Raw genomic sequence first — 20,234 nt, 5'->3', positions numbered from 1 at the left:
CGGCTCATTCAGGCTCGTAGGCTCCCGCCCTCGGGCGGGTCGTCGTCCTGGTCCTTCGGGATCCGACACCAGCTCTGCACCACGAGTCCGACGACCACCGCACCGATCGAGGCCACGCACAGCACGATGGCCTGGATCATCCGGCTGAGCGCGCTGCTGGCGTCGAGCCGACCGAGCTCGATCAGTGCGAACGCCCCGAACCACCCGGCGAAGATCGCCCCCGCCAGCACCGCGGCTTGAGCCGCCACCAGCGCCCGGCGCGCCTTCTGCGGCGACGGCGGGCGTACAGAGGTCCCCTGCAGGTAGGAACGCACCTCCCAGCCGGCCGCGAGGACCGCGATCGACAACAGCACCATCGTGACCAGCAGGAACCACGACATGTGCGGCAACCCGTGTCCGTGCGCCGTGGTCCAGCGCAGCACGCCGTAACAGAGCAGGAGTATGACGACACCGACCCCCGCCGCATGCCGCCAGGTGATGCCCGAATCCGTCATTGCGGAGCCCACTGCGGGCCGACGTGTATGCCGGAGGTGTCCGCCGCACGCAGCAGCTCCGCGACGGGCACGACCTTGCGTCCGACGCGCAGGCGGGCCTGCGGGTCCGCCGCCAGCCACGGAGCGAGCACGAACGCGCGCGCGTGTGCGCGCGGGTGCGGCAGCGTCAGCTTGCCACTGTCGAAGCGCAGGTCGGTGTCGGCAGCGGGGTCACCGACCTGGATCAGGTCGAGGTCCAACGTGCGTGCGCCCCAACGGATCTCGCGCGTCCGGCCACGGCCGGCCTCGATCTCGTGTAGACGGTCCAACAACGTCCAGGGCGACAGCCGGGTGCTGCCGACCGCGACGGCGTTGAGGTAGTCGGGTTGCTCCGGACCGCCGACCGGGTCGGTCTCGAAGAGCCCACTCACCTCGATCAGGTCCAGCCCCTCCACACGACCCAGGGCACGTATGGCGGAGGCGAGCGTCGCCACGCGGTCACCGAGGTTGGCACCCAGCGCGATCACCACCGGCCGGTGCTGCTCGCGTCGGATCGTCACGGCCGGGCCGGTGAGCCCGATGGACGAGAAGTCCACTCCCGCAGGCGCATCCGGCTTGTGCACGGTCACCTCGACCGCCTCGGCCGCAGGGCGCGCGAGCACCGAGGCGGCGATCTGCTCGGCCAGCGACTCGATCAGGTCGACCGGCGGCTGCAGCAGGATCCGCTCGGCGTCCTGCGCGACGTCGGCGTAGCTGATCGTCTGCTCCAGGTCATCGGTCGATCCGGCGAGCGACAGGTCGCACTCGATCGTGATGTCGACGAAGAACCGTTGCGGCTCGCGCTTCTCGTGCGCGAGGACGCCGTGTGGCGTCGTCACCGCGAGCTGGGTCAGGGTTATGCGGTCAGTCATCATGCACCCACGAGACGCCGGAACGTGGACTCGGGGTCCCCGCGAAGTATCGGGGGTGCGAAGCGGCGGAGAACTTCGTGGGGTGAGCCTTCCTGATGTGTGACACGACGTCGCACGCAGCGAACGTCGAGCGCACGTCGTGCACCCGGATTGCCCAGACATCGGCCTGCGCCAGCACCACCGACACCGCAGCTGTCGCGAAGTCGCGTTGCTCGGCCGGCACCGGACCGCCCGTGCGGCTCCCGACCCGCGCCAGGAAGGACTTGCGCGAGGCGCCGACCAGCACCGGCAGCTGCATCTGCTGGAACGCCGAAAGGTGTTGCAACAGAACCCAGTTCTGCTCGCCGGTCTTGGCGAAGCCGAGGCCGGGGTCGATGACGATCTGCTCTCGCGAGACGCCTGCATCGAGCGCCGCGCCGACCTGGTCGGCCAGCTCCCGGCAGACATCGGCGGTGACGTCGTCGTAGACGGCACGGGTCTGCATGTCGTGACTGTGCCCGCGCCAGTGCATCACCACGAAGCCGGCACCGGTCCGCGCCGCGACGGAGGTCATCTCGGGGTCGGCCAGCCCGCCGCTCACGTCGTTGATGATCCGCGCGCCGGACTGCACCGCCGCCTCCGCCACCGACGCTCGCATGGTGTCCACGGAGATCCAGACGCCGGCGTCAGCCAGCCCCTCGACGACGGGTATGACCCGACCGAGTTCCTCGGGCACCGTGGGCCGCTGCGCACCCGGACGGGTCGACTCGCCACCGATGTCGATGATGTCCGCGCCCTGCGCGATCAACTCGTGCCCGTGTGCGACGGCGGCTCCGGCATCGAAGTAGCGTCCGCCGTCGGAGAAGGAGTCGGGGGTCACGTTGACGACCCCCATGACCAGTGGTCGGTCGGCGGGACGCTGCGGCAACACGGAAGTCAGTGCAGCCGCGGCCATCAGCGCCGGCTCTGCGCGTTGATCAGACTCATCGCCTCGGCCCGCGTGGCGGCATTGGTCAGCTGCCCACGCACGGCAGAGGTGATCGTCATGGCTCCGGGTTTGCGCACGCCTCGCATCGACATACACAGATGCTCGCACTCGACGACGACCAGCACACCCTGGGCGTGCAGGTGATCGATGAGGGCGTCGGCGATCTCGGTGGTCAGTCGCTCCTGCACCTGCGGGCGCTTGGCGAAGACGTCGACCAGCCGGGCGATCTTGGACAGTCCCGTGACCCGACCGTCGGCTGCCGGGATGTAGCCCACATGCGCGACGCCGTGGAACGGCACCAGGTGGTGCTCGCAGGTCGAATAGACCTCGATGTCGCGGACGATGACCAGCTCGGAGTGATCTACGGCGAAGGTGCGGTTGAGCGCATCCTTCGGTGACAGCCACATCCCCGAGAACGTCTCGGCGTAGGAGCGCGCGACACGATCAGGTGTGTCCTTCAGGCCTTCGCGGTCCGGATCCTCGCCGAGTGCGAGCAGCAGCTCGCGAACCGCGGCCGCTGCTCGCTCGAGGTCAATCCTGGGTGGGGTCGACATACCCGCCGTCCGGCACCTCGACGACCGCCTCAGGCGGATGGACCTGACCGGCCTGCTGCCGGTCCTCCTTCTCCAGGTCGACGCCCTTGGCAACCGCCTCACGCTCGGCCGGGGTCAGCACCGGCGGCCGATCGCTGACGTTGCGTCGGTCGCTGGACAGCCACACCTTGCGCTTCGGGCGCTTCTTGATGTCCTTGAAGACGACCTCGAGCTGGTGCACGTTGAGTGTTTCCTTCTCGAGCAGCTCCAGCACCAGGCTGTCGAGCAGGTCGCGGTTGTCGTTGAGAGCGTGCCAGGCCTCGTCGTGCGCGGCCTCGATCAGCCGGCGCACCTCCTCGTCGACGACACCGGCGAGCTCCTCGGAGTAGTCGCGCTCGTGGCCCATGTCGCGTCCGAGGAAGACCTCGGAATTGCCCGAGCCGAGCTTGATCGCGCCGACCCGCTCGCTCATGCCGAACTGCGTGACCATCTTGCGGGCCAGGCCGGTGGCCTTCTCGATGTCGTTGGCCGCACCGGTGCTCGGGTCGTGGAAGACGATCTCCTCCGCGACGCGACCGCCGAGCGCATAGGCCAACTGGTCGAGCAACTCGTTGCGGGTCGTGGAGTATTTGTCGTCGACCGGCAGCACCATCGTGTAACCGAGCGCACGCCCACGCGGCAGGATCGTGATCTTGTTGACCGGGTCGGTGTGGTTGAGCGCCGACGCGACCAGGGCGTGGCCGCCCTCGTGGTATGCCGTGATCTTGCGCTCCTTGGCGCTCATCACGCGGGTCTTCTTCTGCGGGCCTGCCATGACCCGGTCGATCGCCTCGTCGAGCGCACGGTTGTCGATGACCTGCGCGTTGGAGCGCGCGGTCAGCAGTGCGGCCTCGTTGAGCACGTTGGCCAGATCGGCACCGGAGAAGCCCGGGGTGCGACGCGCGACCTGCAGCAGGTCGATGTCATTGGCCATCGGCTTGCCCTTGGAGTGCACCTGCAGGATGTGGTGCCGGCCGCCCATGTCGGGAGCCTCCACCGCGATCTGCCGGTCGAAGCGGCCAGGACGCAGGAGCGCCGGGTCGAGGATGTCGGGGCGGTTGGTGGCTGCGATCAGAATGACGTTGGTCTTGACGTCGAAACCGTCCATCTCGACCAGCAACTGGTTGAGGGTCTGCTCGCGCTCGTCGTGCCCGCCGCCCAGGCCGGCGCCGCGATGGCGGCCGACGGCGTCGATCTCGTCGACGAAGATGATCGCCGGTGCATTGGCCTTGGCCTGCTCGAAGAGGTCACGGACCCGACTGGCGCCGACACCGACGAACATCTCGACGAAGTCGGAGCCGGAGATGGAGTAGAACGGGACGCCGGCCTCGCCTGCGACGGCTCGCGCCAGCAGGGTCTTACCGGTGCCGGGCGGGCCGTAGAGCAGCACGCCCTTGGGGATCTTGGCGCCCACGTCGAGGAACTTCTTCGGCGCCGCGAGGAAATCCTTGATCTCCTCGAGCTCTTCCACCGCCTCGTCCGCACCGGCGACGTCGGCGAAGGTCACCTTGGGCATGTCCTTGGTGGCCAGCTTGGCCTTGGACTTGCCGAACTGCATGACCCGCGAGCCGCCACCCTGCATCTGGGTCATCAGGAACCAGAAGATCAGGATGAAGAGGATGAACGGCGCCATACTGATCAGGATCGACAGCCAGACGCTCTGCTTCTCCGGGTCGTCGGTGTAGCCGCCGGACGGCGGATTCTTCTCGAGCAGCTCGACCAGCTGGTCACCGCGCGGGTCGACATAGTTGGCCTCGACCTTGGTCAGGCCCTTCTTGTCCCCGACCGTGGTCGGGTCCTTCAGGGTCAACTTGATCGAGTCGGGGGTCAGTGTGGCCGTGTCGACCTGCTTGCTCGAGATGAGTTTCTCGGCCTGCGAGGTGTCGACGCTCTGATAACCGCCGACGTTGCCGACTGCGAGCCAGAGCACGCCGATCAGCACGACGAGGATGACCCAGAGCCCAGGGCTGCGAAGAACGCGCTTGAAGTTCATGTACCTGCGGGGCGTGCCCCGATCCTCCTGCTTGAGTTGGGCCGAGCCCATGACAGACCAGTAGACGGTACACCGCAGGTAATGGGGCTGCTGCAGGTGTCCTGGCTGGATCAACGTGCGGACGGCGAGTGATGTTCCGTAACAGTCGACACAGATGTAGATGCGACCCGCTCGCGGATCCGTCCTATGAGTACACGTGGGGGGCGAGAGTGCCGATGTCGCGCAGGTTGCGGTAGCGCTCGTCGTAGTCCAGGCCGTAACCGACGACGAATTCGTTCGGTATGTCGAAGCCGACGTACTTGCAGTCGATGTCGACCTTGGCCGCCTCCGGCTTGCGCAACAGCGTGCAGATCTCCAGCGACGCCGGCTCCCGCGAGGTGAGGTTGGCGCGGATCCAGTTGAGGGTCAGGCCCGAGTCGATGATGTCCTCGACGATCAGCACGTGCCGCCCGGAGATGTCGGTGTCCAGGTCCTTGAGGATGCGCACCACGCCGCTGGACTTGGTGCCCGAGCCGTATGACGACACCGCCATCCAGTCCATCGGAGCCGACCCGGGCAGCGCCCGCATCAGGTCGGCCATCACCAGGATGGCGCCCTTCAGGACACCGACCAGAAGCACGTCCTTGTCGTGGTAGTCGCGCCAGATCTCGGTCGCGAGCTCGTCGAGCCGCGCGTGGATCTGTTCCTCGGTCAGGAGGACGTGGTCCAGGTCATTGCCCATATGGCTGGAATCCATGGGCCTATTGAACCTGACGCCGCTCGACCACGATCAGCCCGGCACCGCGTCGGACCTGCAGGCTCCCTGGGATGTGGATCGGTTGCTGCCCGTGCCACCGGGTCACCAGCGCGTCGACGGCGTCGATGTGCACCTTCCCGAGCGAAGCCGCCGGGGAGCCTGCCCGGCGCAGCAGCTCGCGCCATACACGAGTGCGGAGGGGTGTGGCGATCGCAGCGAGTTCGTCGACCGGCCAAGGGGATTCGCCGAGCTCGGTCGCCAACCGGGTCGCGCTGTCGTCGAGGTGGGTGAGGTCGTCGCGGATGAGCTCCGCGGTGCGGGTCAGCCCTGCGACCACACCCGGACCGATGTCGGCCTCCAGGTCGGCGAGCGCCTTGCGCACCCGCACCCGCAGGTAGCGCGGGTCGTCGTTGTGCGGGTCGTGCCAGGGTTCCAGCCGCAGCGCGGCGCAGGCCGCGTGGGTCTCGTCGCGCGTCACGTCCAGCAGCGGCCGCAGCCACCGCACCCCCACTCCGGACGCTCGCGCCATACCGGTGAGCGCCCGCGGTCCGGACCCGCGCGCCAGGGCCAGCAGCACCGTCTCCGCCTGATCGTCGCTGGTGTGTCCGAGCAACACGGCACCCGCGTCGTAGGACGCCGCCGCCTCCGCGAGGGCGGCATACCGGGCGTCCCGGGCGGCAGCCTCCGGGCCGTCACCGGTGCCCGCGACGTCGACGGTGCGGACGGCAGCCTGATCGATCCCGAGGTCGCGACACTGCTCGAGAGCGCGCAGCGCGACGTCGCCCGACCCCTCCTGCAACTGGTGGTCGACGACGACGGCGACCGTCGTGAGCCGCTGCTTCGGCGCCTCGAACGCGACCGCGGCGGCGAGCGCGAGTGAGTCCGGACCGCCGGAACAGGCCGTCACGACCGTGCTTCCGGGGGGCAGTGCCGCCTCGGACAGCGCCGCGCGCACACCACGCCGGCAGGCGGCGACCGCGGGATGCGGGCCGGTCATGGCCAGTCGCTCATCCGTGAACGCGCGCGACCCAGGTCGCCGGTGCGTAGATCTCGTCGGCGGTCGGCAGGTTCTCCGGACCGGCCCAGACCGCGTTGAAGCCGTCGATGCCGACTTTCTCCTGGACCGCCCGGCAGAACGCCGCCCCGTCGCGGTATTGGCGCATCTTCGCCTCCAGGCCCAGCAGCCGGCGGATGATCCGGTCCGGGCCGACGGTGCCCTTGCGACGGGCGTCGAACTTGCGGCGGATCTCCTCGACGGACGGCACGATCTGCGGCCCGACATCATCCATCACCACGTCGGCATGGCCCTCCAAAAGCGACATGATGGCGGTCACGTTGGCCAGCTCGGCACGTTGCTCGGGACTGCCGACGAGATCGGTGAGGCCGCCGCTGCCCTCCTTGAGGATGCCCGGGAGCGCCTTCGCTGCGGCCTGCAGCCGCTCCTGGAGCATCTCCGGGCGCGGCACCATGTCGACGGCCAGCGTGCGGATCCGGTCGATGAGGTGCTCGCGCAACCACGGCACGGCGGTGAACTGCACCCGGTGCGTCTCCTCGTGCAGGCACACCCAGAGGCGGAAGTCCGACGGGTCCACCCCCAACTGGCGCTCGGCGGCGACGATGTTGGGTGCGACCAGCAGCAGGCTGGGTTGGCCGTCCGGTGCGAGGTCGAACTGTCCGAGGACCTTGCTCGCGACGAAGCCCATCAGCGCGCCGGTCTCGGTGCCGGTGACACGTGCGCCGACGGCGCGGGCGCGCGGGCCGGCCTTGCGACGCGCAGTGAGCTCGTCGACGACCGGTGTGAGCAGCGCTGCCATCGACTCCACGTTGACGTCGATCCAGGCCCCACGGTCCACGACGTGCACGGGCGAGTTCGCTCCGGCGGCCGCATCGAGGCGCGCGGTGTCCGCGACCGGTTGCAGCGCTCGGTGTGCGGCGTCGCGCAGTTCCGCCACGACGTCCGCGGCTTCGGTCGGGGTCGTGGACGGGCCGTCGGACACCCAGCGGCGTCCGGTGCGCTTGGCCAGGGCCCAGTCGACATACACCTCAGACATGGAGTCGAGCGTATGTCAGGCCGAGCGCCGGAAGACCAGGTGCGCGAGCTGTCCGAGCCAGCGGTAGGGGTCCATCGCGCCCAATCGCTCCTCTACGGCGAGGAGAGCGTCGAGGTCGGCAGGGTCCGTCGGCGGCGCCGCGTCGACCTCTTGCAGGTCGAGGGCGATGCGTATGCCGTACCACTGCTCGAGCGTCAGGCCGGCGGTCGCCGCGGCCGCGACGAGGCGGTCGAACGAATCGGCACGGGCCGCGGCGCCGATCTCATTGGTGTAGTGCACGTCCTCGCCGGAGGCCTGCGCCCGATCCCACTGCTCGAACGCCGCGAGCGCCGCGGTCCAGTCCTGGCGGCGGGCCGGGCGCCATACGGCGGAGACGTCGAGCCGCACCGCGACGGAGAGTATGCCGCCCGGCGCGACCCGGCCGGCGGCTTCGGTGAGAGCCGTCGTGCCCGACGGGAGGTACATCAGCACACCGAGCGCCAGCACGGTGTCGAACGTGCGATCGGCGAGCTCCCCCAGAGCCCCGAAACCCGCTGATGACACCGTGATCCGCTCGCGGACCTGTGGTGGCTGTTGGGCGAGCCGTTCCTGCAGCACCTCCCTCATGTGCACGTCGGGCTCGGCGGCGACGACCTCGTGACCGAGCTCAGCCAGCTCCAGGGTCTTGCGCCCCTGGCCGGCGCCGATGTCCAGCACGGAGCCAGGTGGATCCGGCAGGTGCCTCCGCAGCTGACGCCGCACCAGTTCCTGTCGCAACTGCACCCTGAGCTGCGCCTCGGAGTCGAGCCATTGTTGCCGTGATCCCGGAAAGCTGTTGTCAGACAAGGCGATCGGCCGTCACTTCGAGCAGCCGCACTTCTGCAGGTCGGCGACGAAGTCGTCGATCGCGGCGCGGGTGCCGTAGGGGCCCCAGGACTTCGCAGCGTTGCTGATGACGGCGAAGACGAGCACCCGGTGGTCGGCGGTGATGACCGTCCCCGCGAGCGACGCGACGTCGGTGAGCGACCCGGTCTTGGCGCGGACGTCGCCGGCTGCGGAGTTGTTCGAGGGCTGGAGGAAGCGGTTGTCGAGGGTGCCGTTGTAGCCGCCGACACTCAGCCGGGTCAGCACCTCGCCGAACGACTTGTTCTTGCCGGTGGTGCCGGACAGGAGCACATCGGCCAGCACCCGCGGCGGGATCGTCGTACCCGAGGACAGGCCGCAGACGTCGGCGAGCTTCACGCCCTTCATATCGAACCCGGCGTCCTTCAGCTTCTTCTCGACGAACGCCGTGACCTCGGCGGTGGAACCGCCCACTCCCTCGTGGAACGCCGCCTGCCGCGCGAGCGACTCGATCATCGCGTTGTCACTGGTCTGCAACGCGTTGCCGAGGACGTCCAGCAGCGGGGCGGACTCGACGTGACCGAGCACGGTCGCGTCCTTGCCCGCCGTCGTCGAAGCTCCGGCCTTGGCGGTGATGCCGTGCTTGCTCAGCGCCTTGACGAACGCCTGCTGGGTCGAGGCGACCGGGTCCTTCGGTGTGGGGCGGGCCGGGTCGGTCGCGCGCTCGGTCGACAGGCCGAGCTGCGCGATCCGCGCGGTGTAACCGGCTGCGACCACATCGGGATCCCAGTGCTTGGCGGTCAGCGGCCCCGGTGCGTATGACGTGTCGACGCCGACCGTGACCGAGGTCGTGCCCCTCTTCTTGAGCGACGTGGCCACCTGCGCCGCCAGATCGGCGAGTCCGGCGTGGCCGTTGACGTGCTCGGGATCTCCCTTGCCCGGGTTGAGCGCAGTGTCCCCTCCTGCGACCAGGACGATCCGGTCGTCGGAGGCGCCGTTGACCACCTTCGTCGTCAACGGCTTGTTGAGGTCGAGGGTGTTGGCTACGACCCACGCACTGAGCAGCTTGGTGACGGATGCCGGTGTCATTGCTGAGTTTTCGTGCTTCTGCAGCAGGACCTGGCCGGTCTTGGCGTCGGCCACGACCACACCGAGCTTCTTGGCGAGATCGGGCTTCTTCAGGGCGGCCGCGACCTTCGCCTGCACCTTCGCGGGGACCTGCTCCGGGCCTTCCGCCGCGGCCAGCGGTGACGCGGTCGTAGGTGTCGGTGGTGCCACGGACGGCCCGACGCTGGTCTTACCTGGCTCCGGAACCGCCGGACGAGCCGCGGCCGAGCGGGTGAGCGGGCCAGGGACGACGTCATACACATCGAGCGTCTCGTAGCCGATCGCCAGCACGACGACAGCGGCAGCCGCCGTGGCCGCGAACCGCTTACTCATGAACCCGCTACACCCCTCGCACGACAGCGCGCCCGTCGGTGCGCCAAACTAGGCGTCAGTCAAGCACAACGACCCCGGAGGCTTATTCTGCGTCGGCAAGGGCGTCAGCAAGCTGCCGCCATGCCAACGCTGCCCAAGCTCGCTGTGCTTGTTCAGAATAAACTTCCAGGCGAAGGGACAAGGCGTAATGGAGTTCGACGTCACCATCGAGGTGCCGCAGGGCAGCCGCAACAAATACGAGGTCGACCACGAGACCGGGCGAGTTCGCCTGGACCGTCGGTTGTTCACCTCGATGCAGTACCCCACCGACTACGGCTACATCGAGCACACGCTCGGTGAGGACGGCGACCCGCTGGACGCCATGCTGCTCCTGACCGAGTCGGTCATCCCGGGTGCCATCGTCGAGGCCCGTCCGGTCGGCGTCTTCAAGATGGTCGACGAGGCCGGTGGCGACGACAAGATCCTGACGGTCATCGCCGGGGACCCGCGCTGGGACCACATCCAGGACGTGAGTGACGTGGGCAGCTTCCTGCTGGACGAGATCAAGCACTTCTTCGAGACCTACAAGGTGCTCGAGCCGGGCAAGAGCGTCGAGGAGGGCTCGCACTGGGCGGGCCGCGACGAGGCCGAGAAGATCGTCGCCGACGCGCTGCAGCGCGCCAAGGACCAGGGCGTCGACACCGCACGCTGGGTCTCCCCCAACAAGCACTGACTGACCCTTCTTGCCGAGAGGCAGTAGCACGCCGAGAGGCTCAGAAAATCCGGCCGTCCTGGCCTGTTTTCCTGAGCCTCTCGATGCGTATGTGAGTCTCTCGGCGAAGGGGGTCAGCGTGCCGTGGGTGCTCCGGTCCGCACACCGACCTTCAGGTGGTCGTAGTCGTCCGAGGCGTGCACGAGGCGACGGGTGCGTCGACGCAGCCGCACGATCTGCACGATCCCGAACGCCCACATGACGTACTGGAACGACATGGCCACCCGGAACGCGTGCATGTCGTAGTGCTCCGCGCCACCCGGGGCGACCCGGTCGAGGATGACGCCGATGACGAACACCGACAGCAGCGTCGCGGTGAACCCGCCGACGTTGACGATGCCGGAGGCGGAGCCGATCCGGTGCGTCGGGTTGAACGTGCGGGCCAGGTCGAAGCCGATCATCGAACCCGGGCCACCGATCGCGGTGACGACCACGAGCAGGAGCAGCACCGGCAGCGGCGCCTGACCGGGCCACAGCAGCACGACCGCCCACATCACCATGATCGCGGTGACGGTGCCGAGCACGAGGGTCGAGCGGTTGTAGGGGTAGCGCGCAGTGAACGCGCCGAAGAGCGGACTGGCGGTGACGGTCGCGAGCACCATGATCTCCAGCAACAGGCTCGCGGTGCCGGTCGAGAGGCCCTCGCCCTTGGTCAGGAACGGGAAGCCCCACATCAGGCTGAAGACCGTCGCGCTGAACTGCGACGTGAAGTGGCACCACAGCCCGAGCCGGGTCCCCGGCTCACGCCACGCGCTGGAGACCGCCCGCGCCACGGCGCGCAGCTTTATCTCGGTCCGCTCCTTGGTCTTGTATGGCGAATCGCGCACGACCAGGATCAGCGCGGCACCGAGGACGACGCCGACCGACGACGCGAGCAAGTAGGACTTTGTCCAGCCCATACCGTGCAACGCGACCGACAGCGGACCGGCCGCCGCGATGGCGCCGAACTGGCCGAAGACACCGACGAGTTGCGTCATGATCGGTGAGCGCGCCGGCGGGAACCACAGCGCGACGACGCGCAGCAGGGACACGAAGACCATGGCGTCGCCCATACCGACGAAAACCCTTGCCAGCACACCCAATGCGAAGGTATCTGCGAAGGCGAAGCCGGCCTGCGCGATGGTCATCGTCGTCACACCGCAGATCAGCAGCACCTTGGAGCCGAACCGGTCCAACAGGGCGCCGACCGGCACCTGCATCGCGGCATACACGAACAGCTGCACCATGACGAACGTCGCGAGTTGTGCCGAGCTGATGTGGAATCGCTCGGCGGCCATCACCCCGGCGACACCCAACGACGTGCGGTGGAAGATCGCCAGGATGTAGACGAGCAGCGCGACGACGAAGACGCTCCATGCCCGGCGACCTCCGAGCGGCCACTCGGTGGAGGGGGATTCGACGACACCGGGCAGGTGGTGTTCCCGGTCCTCGGCGTTGGCGGGTGGCGGCGTCATCGGCTCGTCACCAGGCTCGTCGCGTGCGCGACATGCTCGCGGCAGGCGCGCACGAAGGCGGCCCGGGTGCCGGTCTCCAGCAGCTGCACGAGTTCCTTGTGTTGCTTGACCGAGGACGCCATACGGGACTTGTCGGCTCGCATGCTGCCCGCGACGATCACGATCTGCCGGTCTCGCAGGTGGCGGTATTGCCTTGCGATGACTGAGTTTCCGGCTGCTTCGACGATGACTTCGTGGAAGGCACGGTCGGCTACGCTGAAGGCGCCGATGTCGTCGGCCTTCAGCGCGGCGCACATCTGATCGAGTTTCTCGTGCAGGGTCGGCACCGTGTCGGCTCGCCGCGGCCAGACCTGGCCGGCGGCCCATTCCTCGATAAGCCCACGCGCCTCGAACGTCTCGCGTGCTTCCCGGGGCGTGGCCGCAACGACGAGCGCCCCCTTCTTGGGGAAGAGCTCAACCATCCCTTCAGCCTGCAGCCGCAGGAGCGCCTCGCGCACCGGCGTCCGGGAGACGCCGACCTCATCGGCGAGCTGCCCCTCGGTCAGGAAGGTGCTCGGAGCCAGGGCGCCGGAGAGGATGCCCTGCTTGACGAATTCGTATGCCTTGTCACTTGCACTCATGTTGCATCCACGATAGATACAACACGTCACTCGTGTCATATCCACTCTCAACGTTCGGACGTGAGATCGCTCTCCCGGTGACCCCGGCGACTGGACTACCGTCACTGCATGGACACCTACACCCGCGACGGACTGACCTTCGACGTGACCGACTCCGGCGCGCAGGACGCCCCGGTCATCGTGCTGCTGCACGGTTTTCCCCAGGACCGGCAGGCGTGGGAGAAGGTCGCGCCCCAGCTGGTCGAGGCGGGCTACCGCGTGCTCGCGCCGGACCAGCGCGGTTACTCCCCCGGTGCCACGCCGAGGAGCCGCACGGCATACCCGTTGTCGGAGCTGGCACGGGACGTCATCGCGCTGATCGACGCCGCCGGGGCACCGACGGCGCACGTCGTCGGACACGACTGGGGTGGTGCGGTGATCTGGCAGTTGGCGCAGGCGCATCCCAACCGCATCGCGTCGGCGACCACCCTGTCGACACCGCACCCCGAAGCGCTGATGTGGGCGATGCGGCACAGCAATCAGTGGCGCAAGAGCAGCTACATGGCATTCTTCCAACTGCCCTGGATCGCCGAGCGCGGAGTCCTGCGGCAGCTACCGGAGATGTACGTCAAGACCGGTATGTCGCCCGAGGATGCCCAGAAGTATGCCGATCGCTTCGCCACGCCGAGGTCGTTGAGCGGCCCGCTGGGCTGGTATCGCTCGATGCTCGCGGGGCAACTCCGTGCCGCACTGCCCTCCCGCAAGCAGGCCAGTGGGCCGCGGCGCGCACGGAAGGTCACTGTGCCGATGAGTTACGTATGGGGGTCGCGCGACTTCGCCCTCGGCCGCGAGGCCGCCGAGAAGTCAGCCGAATTCGTCTCCGGGCCTTACGAATTCGTCGAGGTGAAGGGCGCTGGGCACTGGTTGCCCGAGGTCAACGCCGACGAGGTGGTCGAGGCGGTTCTGCGTCGCGTGCGGTGAGCTGAATGACGCACCGCGCCCTTGTGGCGCAGCTCCGGCTCTGCTAGGCCTGAGTCCGCCGACGAACTCGAGGGAGCACCACATGGCGGATCTACACCGACCAAGCCGCCTGAGCCGAGCGCTCGCCGTGGCTGCCGCGGCAGCCACGGCGACGGGAGTGAGCGTGCTGCCGCCGGCCGCGGCCAGTGCCACACACGGCGACGCGTTCCCACCGAAGGCGAACTCCGCCTGGGTCTACGACTCGGCAGAACCGGGAACCTGGGTCGACGCGATCACGGCATACAACGCCGTGGCCGGAGCCGGCCATGCGCTCAACCAGGTCTACAGCTACGGCACCGACATGGAGATGTACTGCCCCGACAACGACGGCACCCGCTGCGCCGCCGATGATCTCTACTCGTTCTACACCGAGGCCGGCGGTGGTCCGGCGAGAACGGCGGCCTACCACGACGCGTTCGCCGCCACGTCGGACTCGTTCACAATCTCGCCGATCATCGACGGCCGCACCGACGCCAATGGCTATCTACAGGGCTTCAACGAGTTGAGCCCGAGCCTCGCCGCCGGGTTCGCCGACAAGGTCGCGGCCCAGGTGTGCGCCGACCCGCACGTCGATGGCATCCAGTTCGATCTCGAGCCGTTCGATGTCTCCACCAAGAACGGCCAGTACTACTTCTATCTGCAACTGGCGAAGAACTTCGCCGGTCGGCACACCAGCGGCACCGCGGACGACCCGTACGGCTGCGTCGACGCCGACCATCCTCAGGGCCGGTTCTACTCGGTCTTCACCTTCGCGGCGGCAATCCGGCCCGGCACCGAGTCGGCCGCCAACGTCCGCGACATCCTCGCGACGTACCGCAACGGCTACTTGATGGATTCGCTCTACGACCTCAGCGATGCGCCGGCGGGCACCCTCAACAGTCTCGTCAACTACACGTCGGCGGCCCGGCGGGAAGCCGGCAACGCCAAGCAGTGGGCCAATCGGTTGCACATCCGCTACGGATTCGGCATCCCGGCTTCGGCGTCCGCCCACGAGTTCACGACATGCACGGCCGGGCCGAATGCCATCGACAACTGCGAGCCCGACGCGACCGGCGCGACCGGCCATCCGATGCTCAGCTACACCCGAGCAGCCGTCGCAGCGATCCGGGCGACCGGTGCGGTACACGACCCGCGCTATATCGGCACCGCCATCTGGGACTTCGGCGACGACGTGTCCTGGAACGGGCTGAGCTTCGCGCCGGTCCCCGCGTCGGGCGATGTCCTCGATTACCTCGCAACCAGCCTGCCCGGGTCACAGAATCCGGGTGTGGCCCAGGGTCCGAACGGGGACTGAGCGGCCGTGCGGTCAACCCAATGACCGCGCCAGCCCGGTGGCCCACCGCGCTCGGAGCGCGTTGATCGACGTCTCCGGGCGGTGCGGGTGCACCGCGTTCGTCAGGAGTATGGCGCTGGCGCCGCTCGTCAGGTCCGCGACCAGCGAGGTGCCGGTGAAGCCGGTGTGCCCGATGGTCCGCGGGCCACTCAGCTCGCCCATGTAGCGCGGCTGGTCGATCTCGAACCCGATACCGTGCGAGTCGTCCGGAAGATCCGGGTTGAGATTGGTCGTCATCGCAATCACGCTGTCCGCACTCAGGATTCGCGGGTCGTCGCCGGTGAAGACCTGCGCGAAGCGCAGCAGATCGGCCGCCGTGGAGAAGACACCGGCGTGGCCCGCGACGCCGCCGAGCGACCAGGCGTTCTCGTCGTGCACCTCGCCGCGGACCAGGCCGCGACCGGCGTCCTCTTCGATCTCGGTGGCGGCGAAGCGATCGCGTGCCACGTGACCCAGCTGGGTGGCGAACCCGGTGTCGTGCATTCCGAGCGGTCCGGTGATGCCGTCCCCGACGAGCACGTCGAGGGGCGCACCGCCCAGCCGCTCCAGGATGACGCCGAGGGCGATGAGGTTGAGATCGCTGTAGACGAATTCCGCCCCCGGCGGCGACGTCGGTGGATTGGTCAGCGCCGCATCGATGCGGTCCTCTCGGGTTGGCCAGTCGCGCCAGAGCGGCAGCCACCACTCCAATCCGCTGGTGTGCGTGAGCAACTGGCGCACCGCGATGGCCCCTTTGCCGCCCTGCGCGAAGTCGGGCAGGTAACTTGCGACCGGAGCATCCAGGTCGAGCATGCCTGACTCGACCTGCTGCATCGCCACCGTGGCCGTGAAGAGTTTGGTCAGCGATGCGACGTCGAAGACGGTGTCCACGCGCATCGGGACGCGTTCTTCCACCGGCAGCGGAGCGCCGGTGTCGTCATACAACACGGCGAAGCCGGTGGCATGCGCCGTGAGGACGTGCTCACCGACGGCGAGCAGTCCGACTGCGCCCGCGACCAGCGGTGCGCCAGGAGCGACAGGAGTGGTGCGTGCGGCTTCCAGCGCCGCGATGGCCTCAGCGACCGGCGTTACGGCGCCGCTCACGCTCCTCGTCCTTCTTGATCAGCAGGGGCAGCTGCGGTGCTTCCTTCGGACCGCCACGGCGCTTGTCGCGTTGCTTGCCGACCCAGATGATCAGCGCGAAGAGCGCGATCATGAAGATGCAGATCCCGAAGAAGGTGACGCCCATCCCGATGGGGTGCCCGTTGTTCTGGTCGAGCTTCGTGGACAGGGAGGCGATCACCCCTCCATTGTGCACCGGCGGACGCGCGGGCCGACCACGCGCCCCTCACCGCAGGGCGGCGCAGATGTCGGTCTCCGGGCCGCGCCGCACCGTCAGGGTGCGCTCGGTGTTGTCGGCGTTGAAGCGGAGCACGTGATAACCGTCCATCACGTAGTAGCTCGCGGGCATGCCCCTGGACGCACCGATAGGCATGCCGATCCCGACCGGTCCGTGGGTCCGATAGACGTGCCAGTTGCCGGTCGGGTAGTCGCTCTCGAGGGCGTCACCGCCCATGTCGTAGTTCTTGGCCTTGCCAGTGGTGAGGTTCTCGGCACGAACGGTGAGTGGCCCCGTGTAGTAGGTGTCCTTCGGCTTCCCGTTGTCCCAGCGCGACAGCACCTTGCTGCGGACGTCCTCACTGATCGAGTCCAGCTCGAGGTCGAACGTCCGGCAGTAACGGGCCGCCGGCAGGGTGTTGTCGCCCTGTGGCGCCGGCTCCCACCCCTCGTTCACCCAGTGCCAGCCCGGGGTTCCGTCGTTCGCTCGCGGCGCCGCCACGGCCGGCGCCGCCTGCGCCGTACCCACAGCGAGCACTGCTGCTCCGATCGTTGCCGCCACTCCGTGTGACATCCGCATCGCCATACCCCTAACCATTAGATTTACATAACCGGTTATATCGATAAAAATGGTTAGATGGTTCACATGTCAACCCCTTGGCGCATCGAGGTCGACGGCATCTCCTTGCCCAAACCGCTCAGCGGCCACCCCGCCCTGGAGTTGTGCAACACGCGCGCCGGCTGGGACGGGCCGCCGGACCCTCGTGGCGAGTACCTGCGGACGTATGACGCGCTCGCGCTGCTCGCGACCACCACCGGCGTCATCTCCGCCGAGTCGGGCGACGCGTTGCGCCGGTATGCGGGGCGAGACCCTGGCTCCGCGGAGCGCGTGCTGGAGCGCACCCGGTCGCTCCGGGCCGATCTCTACGCCGCGCTGACCGGCACTCCGAGCGCGGCGGGCAGACGACGGCTCGCCGACGCGATCAGCACAGCGCACACCCGGCGGCGTTTCGTCGTCGATGTCGACAGCGCACGGTGGGAGTTCACCGGGCACGGCACGCTCAAGGACCCGCTCGACGCGCTCCTCATCGAAGCGGGTCGTCTGCTGGCCGACGAGCGGCGGGAGCTCGTGACGGCCTGCCCCGGCGAGGACTGCGGGTGGCTCTTCCTCAACACGTCGCGCCGGCGCCGCTGGTGCCAGATGGCGGTCTGCGGCAACCGCGCCAAGCAAGCCGCGTTCGCGAACCGGCAGCGCGACTGACCGGCCCGGCCGCTGGACCCCGCCGAGCCCCTGTACAACGATCGCTCGCCGAAAGGTCAATGGATGTCGTGAGAGCCGAAGCTCACGACATCCATTGACCTTCCGCGCTCACGACGCTTGGCGCAGGCGGGCCTCGAGCCCGGGGATGACGACCGCGGCGACCGCGATGTGACTGCAGATCAGAGCGACTCGGGACGCCGCGTCGATGTCCGGCGTCAAGAGGTCAGGAATGAACGAGAGAACAACCAGTGCAAAAGTCATGCGCAGGAATACGCCAACCGGACGTCGCGAGTATCGACGACAAGCCGCAGCGAGCACGACGCCGAGGAGGGAGAAGATGAACGCGAGCTGGGCGAACGCGAACAACGGAATCGCCTCACCGGCGACTTCGAGGGGAGCCCCGGCCGCGCGTGCCGCCCCGGCGACCAAAGACGCGGCAATCGCCCCGCCGGCGGACAGCGCCACGCCGGGCCACCACAGCGCCGGGCGAGTCGGGACAACGCGTGACTGCTCGTGGACGGTGAGTACTTCAGACATGTCATTCAACCTTCAGTCGGTGAGGCGGTCCATACCGTCTCTTGACATGACGACGAACGGGATCCACCGAATACGACAGTTGGCATCCCACTCTTTCGGCCCGGCCGGTCAACCCAGTGAGCGTCGCCGAGGCCTCCCGCAACCGTGCGTACGCCCTAGTCAGCCCGCAACGTCTGCATAGGCCTTCGCGAGTTGCGCACCGAGCAGCGCGTTGTTCTTGACCAGTGCGATGTTGGCGGTCAGCGACGCACCGTCGGTCAGCTCCACCACGCGGCCGAGCAGGTATGGCGTGGTGTCCTTGCCGGTGATGCCCCGCTCGTCCATGTCGGCGAGCGCCTGCGTGATGATGCCGGAGATCTCGTCGGCCGGGATCTCCTCCGCTGCCGGGATCGGGTTGGCGATGTCGAAGCCAGCGGTGATCCCCAGGTCCCACTGGGTAGCCATGATCGCGGCGAGCTCCTCGGGGCTGTCGGCGCGCATCGGCACCTCGTGCCCACTGGATCGTGAGTAGAACGAAGGGAATTCGTCGGTCTGGTAGCCGACGACCGGGATCGACAACGTCTCCAACGCCTCCAGCGTCAGGCCGATGTCGAGGATCGACTTCACGCCGGCCGAGATGACCGCCACCGGGGTACGGGACAGCTCGGTCAGGTCCGCGGAGAGGTCCATCGAGTCGGCGGCGCCACGGTGCACACCGCCGAGGCCGCCGGTGGCGAAGACGCGGATGCCGGCCAGCGACGCGAGCCGCATCGTCGCCGCCACCGTGGTCGCCCCGTGGATGCCTTTGGCGATGACGTAGGCAAGGTCGCGCACGCTTGCCTTGGTGACGGATTCGCCTGCCTTGCCGAGCATTTCGAGGTTCTCGTCGGTCAGCCCGATGCGCGGGACGCCGTCGAGGACGGCAATCGTCGCGGGGACGACTCCCTCGGCGCGGATGAGCGCCTCGACCTCTCGCGCCATCGTCACGTTGGCGGGGTAGGGCATGCCGTGGCTGATGATCGTGCTCTCCAGAGCGACGACCGGTCTCCCGGCGGCGAGCGCGTCGCGCACCTCGTCGGTCAGCTGCAAACGGGGATGCGGATTCATTCTTGCTCCTTCAGGACCTGCTCGATGAGTGCCGGAGACAGGTCCGGCCGGACAGTGTGCTCACTGGTGATGGTCAGGTATGCCGCCGCGGCTCCGTGCTTGGCCGCGGTGACGTCGTCGTGTCCGGTGATCAGTGCGTGCACGTATGCCGCCGCCATCGCGTCACCGGCGCCGGTCACGTTGCGGACGTCTGCGGTGATCGCCGCCACGTGGGTCTTTGCTTCGGCGGTGAAAAGTGTTGACCCGCTTGCGCCTTCACGCACCCAGACCCGGCCGACGCCGAGGTCGTGCAGTGCTGCGACACCACCTGCGAGGTCATCCTCGCCGGTGAGCGTCACGAGCTCGGTGCGTGTCGGGGTGATCGTGTGGACCGGACCGGCCTTGAGCACTCGCGCCACTCGGTCCGCCTTCGGCACCGACACCGGGTCGATGACGACCGGGACCCGGCTCGCGGCCGCCAGGCGGCATACGTGTTCCAGGACTTCTGCCGACAGGTTCGCGTCGAGCACGACATACGCCGCGGTCGCGATCACCTGCTCGGGCACGTGCTCGGCGCGCAATGACTCCGCCGCCTTCATATCCGACACGGCGCCGACCAGCTCGCCGGTCCCGTCGAGCATCGCCAGATAGCTGCCACTCGGCATGTTCAGCGTGACGGAGTGGGTGAGATCCACTGATGCTGCTGCGGTTTCGGCATACAGTCGCTCGCCGAAAGTGTCATTTCCGAACGCGGCGATCAGCGTCGTGGGGACGGCGAGCCGGCCGAGGTTCGCGGCGATGTTGCGGCCCACTCCCCCAGCGCTCGAATAGGTCCGGCCCGGGTTGCTCGTGCCGGCCGTGAAGCTCCCGGTCGACTGCGCGACGACGTCGACGTTCGCACCGCCCACCACCAGCACCGTTGCCATCCGCAC

Annotated in this window: 22 protein-coding genes; 4 read left to right on the top strand and 18 right to left on the bottom strand. The window is 68.2% G+C overall.

What is annotated here, in order from left to right; genetic code table 11:
• Positions 1–8: 8 nt before the first annotated feature.
• The 10 genes from IEX71_RS08370 to dacB form a co-directional block, all read right to left on the bottom strand.
• A complete protein-coding gene (locus IEX71_RS08370) occupies positions 9–494 on the bottom strand; it encodes a DUF3180 domain-containing protein (protein WP_188836490.1) in 486 nt (161 codons plus the stop codon).
• A complete protein-coding gene (gene folK, locus IEX71_RS08365) occupies positions 491–1,384 on the bottom strand; it encodes a 2-amino-4-hydroxy-6-hydroxymethyldihydropteridine diphosphokinase (RefSeq protein ID WP_188836489.1) in 894 nt (297 codons plus the stop codon). The genes IEX71_RS08370 and folK overlap by 4 nt, the downstream gene beginning before the upstream one ends.
• On the bottom strand, positions 1,377–2,318 hold the full coding sequence (gene folP / locus IEX71_RS08360) for a dihydropteroate synthase (protein ID WP_229749571.1): 942 nt from the start codon (positions 2,316–2,318) through the stop codon (positions 1,377–1,379). The genes folK and folP overlap by 8 nt, the downstream gene beginning before the upstream one ends.
• The gene (gene folE / locus IEX71_RS08355; RefSeq protein WP_188836488.1) at positions 2,318–2,905 is read right to left on the bottom strand and encodes a GTP cyclohydrolase I FolE; all 588 of its coding nucleotides are present in this window, start codon (positions 2,903–2,905) and stop codon (positions 2,318–2,320) included. Before folE ends, folP begins: the two co-directional genes overlap by 1 nt.
• Positions 2,883–4,916 (bottom strand): ATP-dependent zinc metalloprotease FtsH, encoded by a 2,034-nt coding sequence (gene ftsH / locus IEX71_RS08350; protein ID WP_188836610.1) that lies wholly within the window; start codon positions 4,914–4,916, stop codon positions 2,883–2,885. The genes folE and ftsH overlap by 23 nt, the downstream gene beginning before the upstream one ends.
• Before the next feature lie 184 nt (positions 4,917–5,100).
• Positions 5,101–5,652, bottom strand: coding sequence for a hypoxanthine phosphoribosyltransferase (gene hpt / locus IEX71_RS08345; protein WP_188836487.1), 552 nt, complete (start codon positions 5,650–5,652; stop codon positions 5,101–5,103).
• Between the two features lie 4 nt (positions 5,653–5,656).
• The gene (tilS, locus tag IEX71_RS08340) at positions 5,657–6,649 is read right to left on the bottom strand and encodes a tRNA lysidine(34) synthetase TilS (RefSeq protein ID WP_188836486.1); all 993 of its coding nucleotides are present in this window, start codon (positions 6,647–6,649) and stop codon (positions 5,657–5,659) included.
• A 10-nt stretch (positions 6,650–6,659) separates the two neighbouring features.
• Positions 6,660–7,703, bottom strand: a complete 1,044-nt coding sequence (locus tag IEX71_RS08335) for an Rv3626c family coenzyme F420 biosynthesis-associated protein (protein ID WP_188836485.1) — start codon at positions 7,701–7,703, stop codon at positions 6,660–6,662.
• Positions 7,704–7,718: 15 nt separating this feature from the next.
• Positions 7,719–8,465: a class I SAM-dependent methyltransferase gene (locus IEX71_RS08330; protein WP_188836484.1), complete on the bottom strand. Its 747-nt coding sequence runs from the start codon at positions 8,463–8,465 to the stop codon at positions 7,719–7,721.
• A gap of 75 nt (positions 8,466–8,540) precedes the next feature.
• Positions 8,541–9,965 carry a D-alanyl-D-alanine carboxypeptidase/D-alanyl-D-alanine endopeptidase gene (gene dacB / locus IEX71_RS08325; protein ID WP_188836483.1) on the bottom strand — a complete coding sequence of 475 codons (1,425 nt, stop codon included), beginning with the start codon at positions 9,963–9,965 and terminating at the stop codon, positions 8,541–8,543.
• Between the two features lie 187 nt (positions 9,966–10,152).
• Here dacB and IEX71_RS08320 point away from each other — a divergent pair, with 187 nt between their 5' ends.
• A complete protein-coding gene (locus IEX71_RS08320) occupies positions 10,153–10,677 on the top strand; it encodes an inorganic diphosphatase (RefSeq protein WP_188836482.1) in 525 nt (174 codons plus the stop codon).
• Positions 10,678–10,790: 113 nt separating this feature from the next.
• On the opposite strand, the gene IEX71_RS08315 is transcribed toward IEX71_RS08320, so the two are convergent.
• Both IEX71_RS08315 and IEX71_RS08310 read right to left on the bottom strand, forming a co-directional pair.
• Positions 10,791–12,170 carry an MFS transporter gene (locus tag IEX71_RS08315; RefSeq protein ID WP_188836481.1) on the bottom strand — a complete coding sequence of 460 codons (1,380 nt, stop codon included), beginning with the start codon at positions 12,168–12,170 and terminating at the stop codon, positions 10,791–10,793.
• Positions 12,167–12,790, bottom strand: a complete 624-nt coding sequence (locus IEX71_RS08310) for a GntR family transcriptional regulator (protein WP_188836480.1) — start codon at positions 12,788–12,790, stop codon at positions 12,167–12,169. Before IEX71_RS08310 ends, IEX71_RS08315 begins: the two co-directional genes overlap by 4 nt.
• A 108-nt stretch (positions 12,791–12,898) precedes the next feature.
• Here IEX71_RS08310 and IEX71_RS08305 point away from each other — a divergent pair, with 108 nt between their 5' ends.
• The gene (locus tag IEX71_RS08305) at positions 12,899–13,750 is read left to right on the top strand and encodes an alpha/beta fold hydrolase (protein ID WP_188836479.1); all 852 of its coding nucleotides are present in this window, start codon (positions 12,899–12,901) and stop codon (positions 13,748–13,750) included.
• Between the two features lie 82 nt (positions 13,751–13,832).
• Positions 13,833–15,083, top strand: coding sequence for a hypothetical protein (locus tag IEX71_RS08300; protein WP_188836478.1), 1,251 nt, complete (start codon positions 13,833–13,835; stop codon positions 15,081–15,083).
• A gap of 12 nt (positions 15,084–15,095) precedes the next feature.
• Here the strand turns inward: IEX71_RS08300 and IEX71_RS08295 are convergent, their stop codons facing one another.
• The 3 genes from IEX71_RS08295 to IEX71_RS08285 are packed head-to-tail and all read right to left on the bottom strand — an operon-like array spanning position 15,096 to position 17,025.
• Positions 15,096–16,205, bottom strand: a complete 1,110-nt coding sequence (locus tag IEX71_RS08295) for a serine hydrolase domain-containing protein (RefSeq protein WP_188836477.1) — start codon at positions 16,203–16,205, stop codon at positions 15,096–15,098.
• Positions 16,177–16,404: a hypothetical protein gene (locus IEX71_RS08290; RefSeq protein ID WP_188836476.1), complete on the bottom strand. Its 228-nt coding sequence runs from the start codon at positions 16,402–16,404 to the stop codon at positions 16,177–16,179. Before IEX71_RS08290 ends, IEX71_RS08295 begins: the two co-directional genes overlap by 29 nt.
• A gap of 45 nt (positions 16,405–16,449) precedes the next feature.
• Positions 16,450–17,025: a hypothetical protein gene (locus tag IEX71_RS08285; protein WP_188836475.1), complete on the bottom strand. Its 576-nt coding sequence runs from the start codon at positions 17,023–17,025 to the stop codon at positions 16,450–16,452.
• A gap of 60 nt (positions 17,026–17,085) precedes the next feature.
• On the opposite strand from IEX71_RS08285, the gene IEX71_RS08280 reads away from it, so the two are divergent.
• Positions 17,086–17,700, top strand: a complete 615-nt coding sequence (locus IEX71_RS08280; protein ID WP_188836474.1) for a CGNR zinc finger domain-containing protein — start codon at positions 17,086–17,088, stop codon at positions 17,698–17,700.
• A gap of 108 nt (positions 17,701–17,808) precedes the next feature.
• Here IEX71_RS08280 and IEX71_RS08275 read toward each other — a convergent pair whose 3' ends face one another.
• The 3 genes from IEX71_RS08275 to IEX71_RS08265 all read right to left on the bottom strand — a co-directional run bounded on the left by IEX71_RS08275 (position 17,809) and on the right by IEX71_RS08265 (position 20,228).
• A complete protein-coding gene (locus IEX71_RS08275) occupies positions 17,809–18,237 on the bottom strand; it encodes a DUF6069 family protein (RefSeq protein ID WP_188836473.1) in 429 nt (142 codons plus the stop codon).
• Positions 18,238–18,396: 159 nt separating this feature from the next.
• Positions 18,397–19,323: a pseudouridine-5'-phosphate glycosidase gene (locus IEX71_RS08270; RefSeq protein WP_188836472.1), complete on the bottom strand. Its 927-nt coding sequence runs from the start codon at positions 19,321–19,323 to the stop codon at positions 18,397–18,399.
• The gene (locus IEX71_RS08265; RefSeq protein ID WP_188836471.1) at positions 19,320–20,228 is read right to left on the bottom strand and encodes a carbohydrate kinase family protein; all 909 of its coding nucleotides are present in this window, start codon (positions 20,226–20,228) and stop codon (positions 19,320–19,322) included. Before IEX71_RS08265 ends, IEX71_RS08270 begins: the two co-directional genes overlap by 4 nt.
• Positions 20,229–20,234: the final 6 nt, after the last annotated feature.

Source organism: Flexivirga endophytica (genome assembly GCF_014640635.1).
GTDB classification, from domain to species: domain Bacteria; phylum Actinomycetota; class Actinomycetes; order Actinomycetales; family Dermatophilaceae; genus Flexivirga; species Flexivirga endophytica.
This window is presented reverse-complemented; position numbering and strand designations above follow the sequence as displayed.

Coding starts and splice junctions, on each gene's coding strand:
- dacB (WP_188836483.1), bottom strand. CDS start 9,965: ATGAGTAAGCGGTTCGCGGCCACGGCGGCTGCCGCTGTCGTCGTGCTG.
- tilS (WP_188836486.1), bottom strand. CDS start 6,649: ATGACCGGCCCGCATCCCGCGGTCGCCGCCTGCCGGCGTGGTGTGCGC.
- folP (WP_229749571.1), bottom strand. CDS start 2,318: ATGGCCGCGGCTGCACTGACTTCCGTGTTGCCGCAGCGTCCCGCCGAC.
- IEX71_RS08320 (WP_188836482.1), top strand. CDS start 10,153: ATGGAGTTCGACGTCACCATCGAGGTGCCGCAGGGCAGCCGCAACAAA.
- IEX71_RS08315 (WP_188836481.1), bottom strand. CDS start 12,170: ATGACGCCGCCACCCGCCAACGCCGAGGACCGGGAACACCACCTGCCC.
- folK (WP_188836489.1), bottom strand. CDS start 1,384: ATGACTGACCGCATAACCCTGACCCAGCTCGCGGTGACGACGCCACAC.
- IEX71_RS08300 (WP_188836478.1), top strand. CDS start 13,833: ATGGCGGATCTACACCGACCAAGCCGCCTGAGCCGAGCGCTCGCCGTG.
- IEX71_RS08265 (WP_188836471.1), bottom strand. CDS start 20,228: ATGGCAACGGTGCTGGTGGTGGGCGGTGCGAACGTCGACGTCGTCGCG.
- IEX71_RS08275 (WP_188836473.1), bottom strand. CDS start 18,237: ATGTCTGAAGTACTCACCGTCCACGAGCAGTCACGCGTTGTCCCGACT.
- IEX71_RS08305 (WP_188836479.1), top strand. CDS start 12,899: ATGGACACCTACACCCGCGACGGACTGACCTTCGACGTGACCGACTCC.
- folE (WP_188836488.1), bottom strand. CDS start 2,905: ATGTCGACCCCACCCAGGATTGACCTCGAGCGAGCAGCGGCCGCGGTT.
- ftsH (WP_188836610.1), bottom strand. CDS start 4,916: ATGAACTTCAAGCGCGTTCTTCGCAGCCCTGGGCTCTGGGTCATCCTC.
- IEX71_RS08270 (WP_188836472.1), bottom strand. CDS start 19,323: ATGAATCCGCATCCCCGTTTGCAGCTGACCGACGAGGTGCGCGACGCG.
- IEX71_RS08280 (WP_188836474.1), top strand. CDS start 17,086: ATGTCAACCCCTTGGCGCATCGAGGTCGACGGCATCTCCTTGCCCAAA.
- IEX71_RS08370 (WP_188836490.1), bottom strand. CDS start 494: ATGACGGATTCGGGCATCACCTGGCGGCATGCGGCGGGGGTCGGTGTC.
- IEX71_RS08285 (WP_188836475.1), bottom strand. CDS start 17,025: ATGGCGATGCGGATGTCACACGGAGTGGCGGCAACGATCGGAGCAGCA.
- hpt (WP_188836487.1), bottom strand. CDS start 5,652: ATGGATTCCAGCCATATGGGCAATGACCTGGACCACGTCCTCCTGACC.
- IEX71_RS08310 (WP_188836480.1), bottom strand. CDS start 12,790: ATGAGTGCAAGTGACAAGGCATACGAATTCGTCAAGCAGGGCATCCTC.
- IEX71_RS08335 (WP_188836485.1), bottom strand. CDS start 7,703: ATGTCTGAGGTGTATGTCGACTGGGCCCTGGCCAAGCGCACCGGACGC.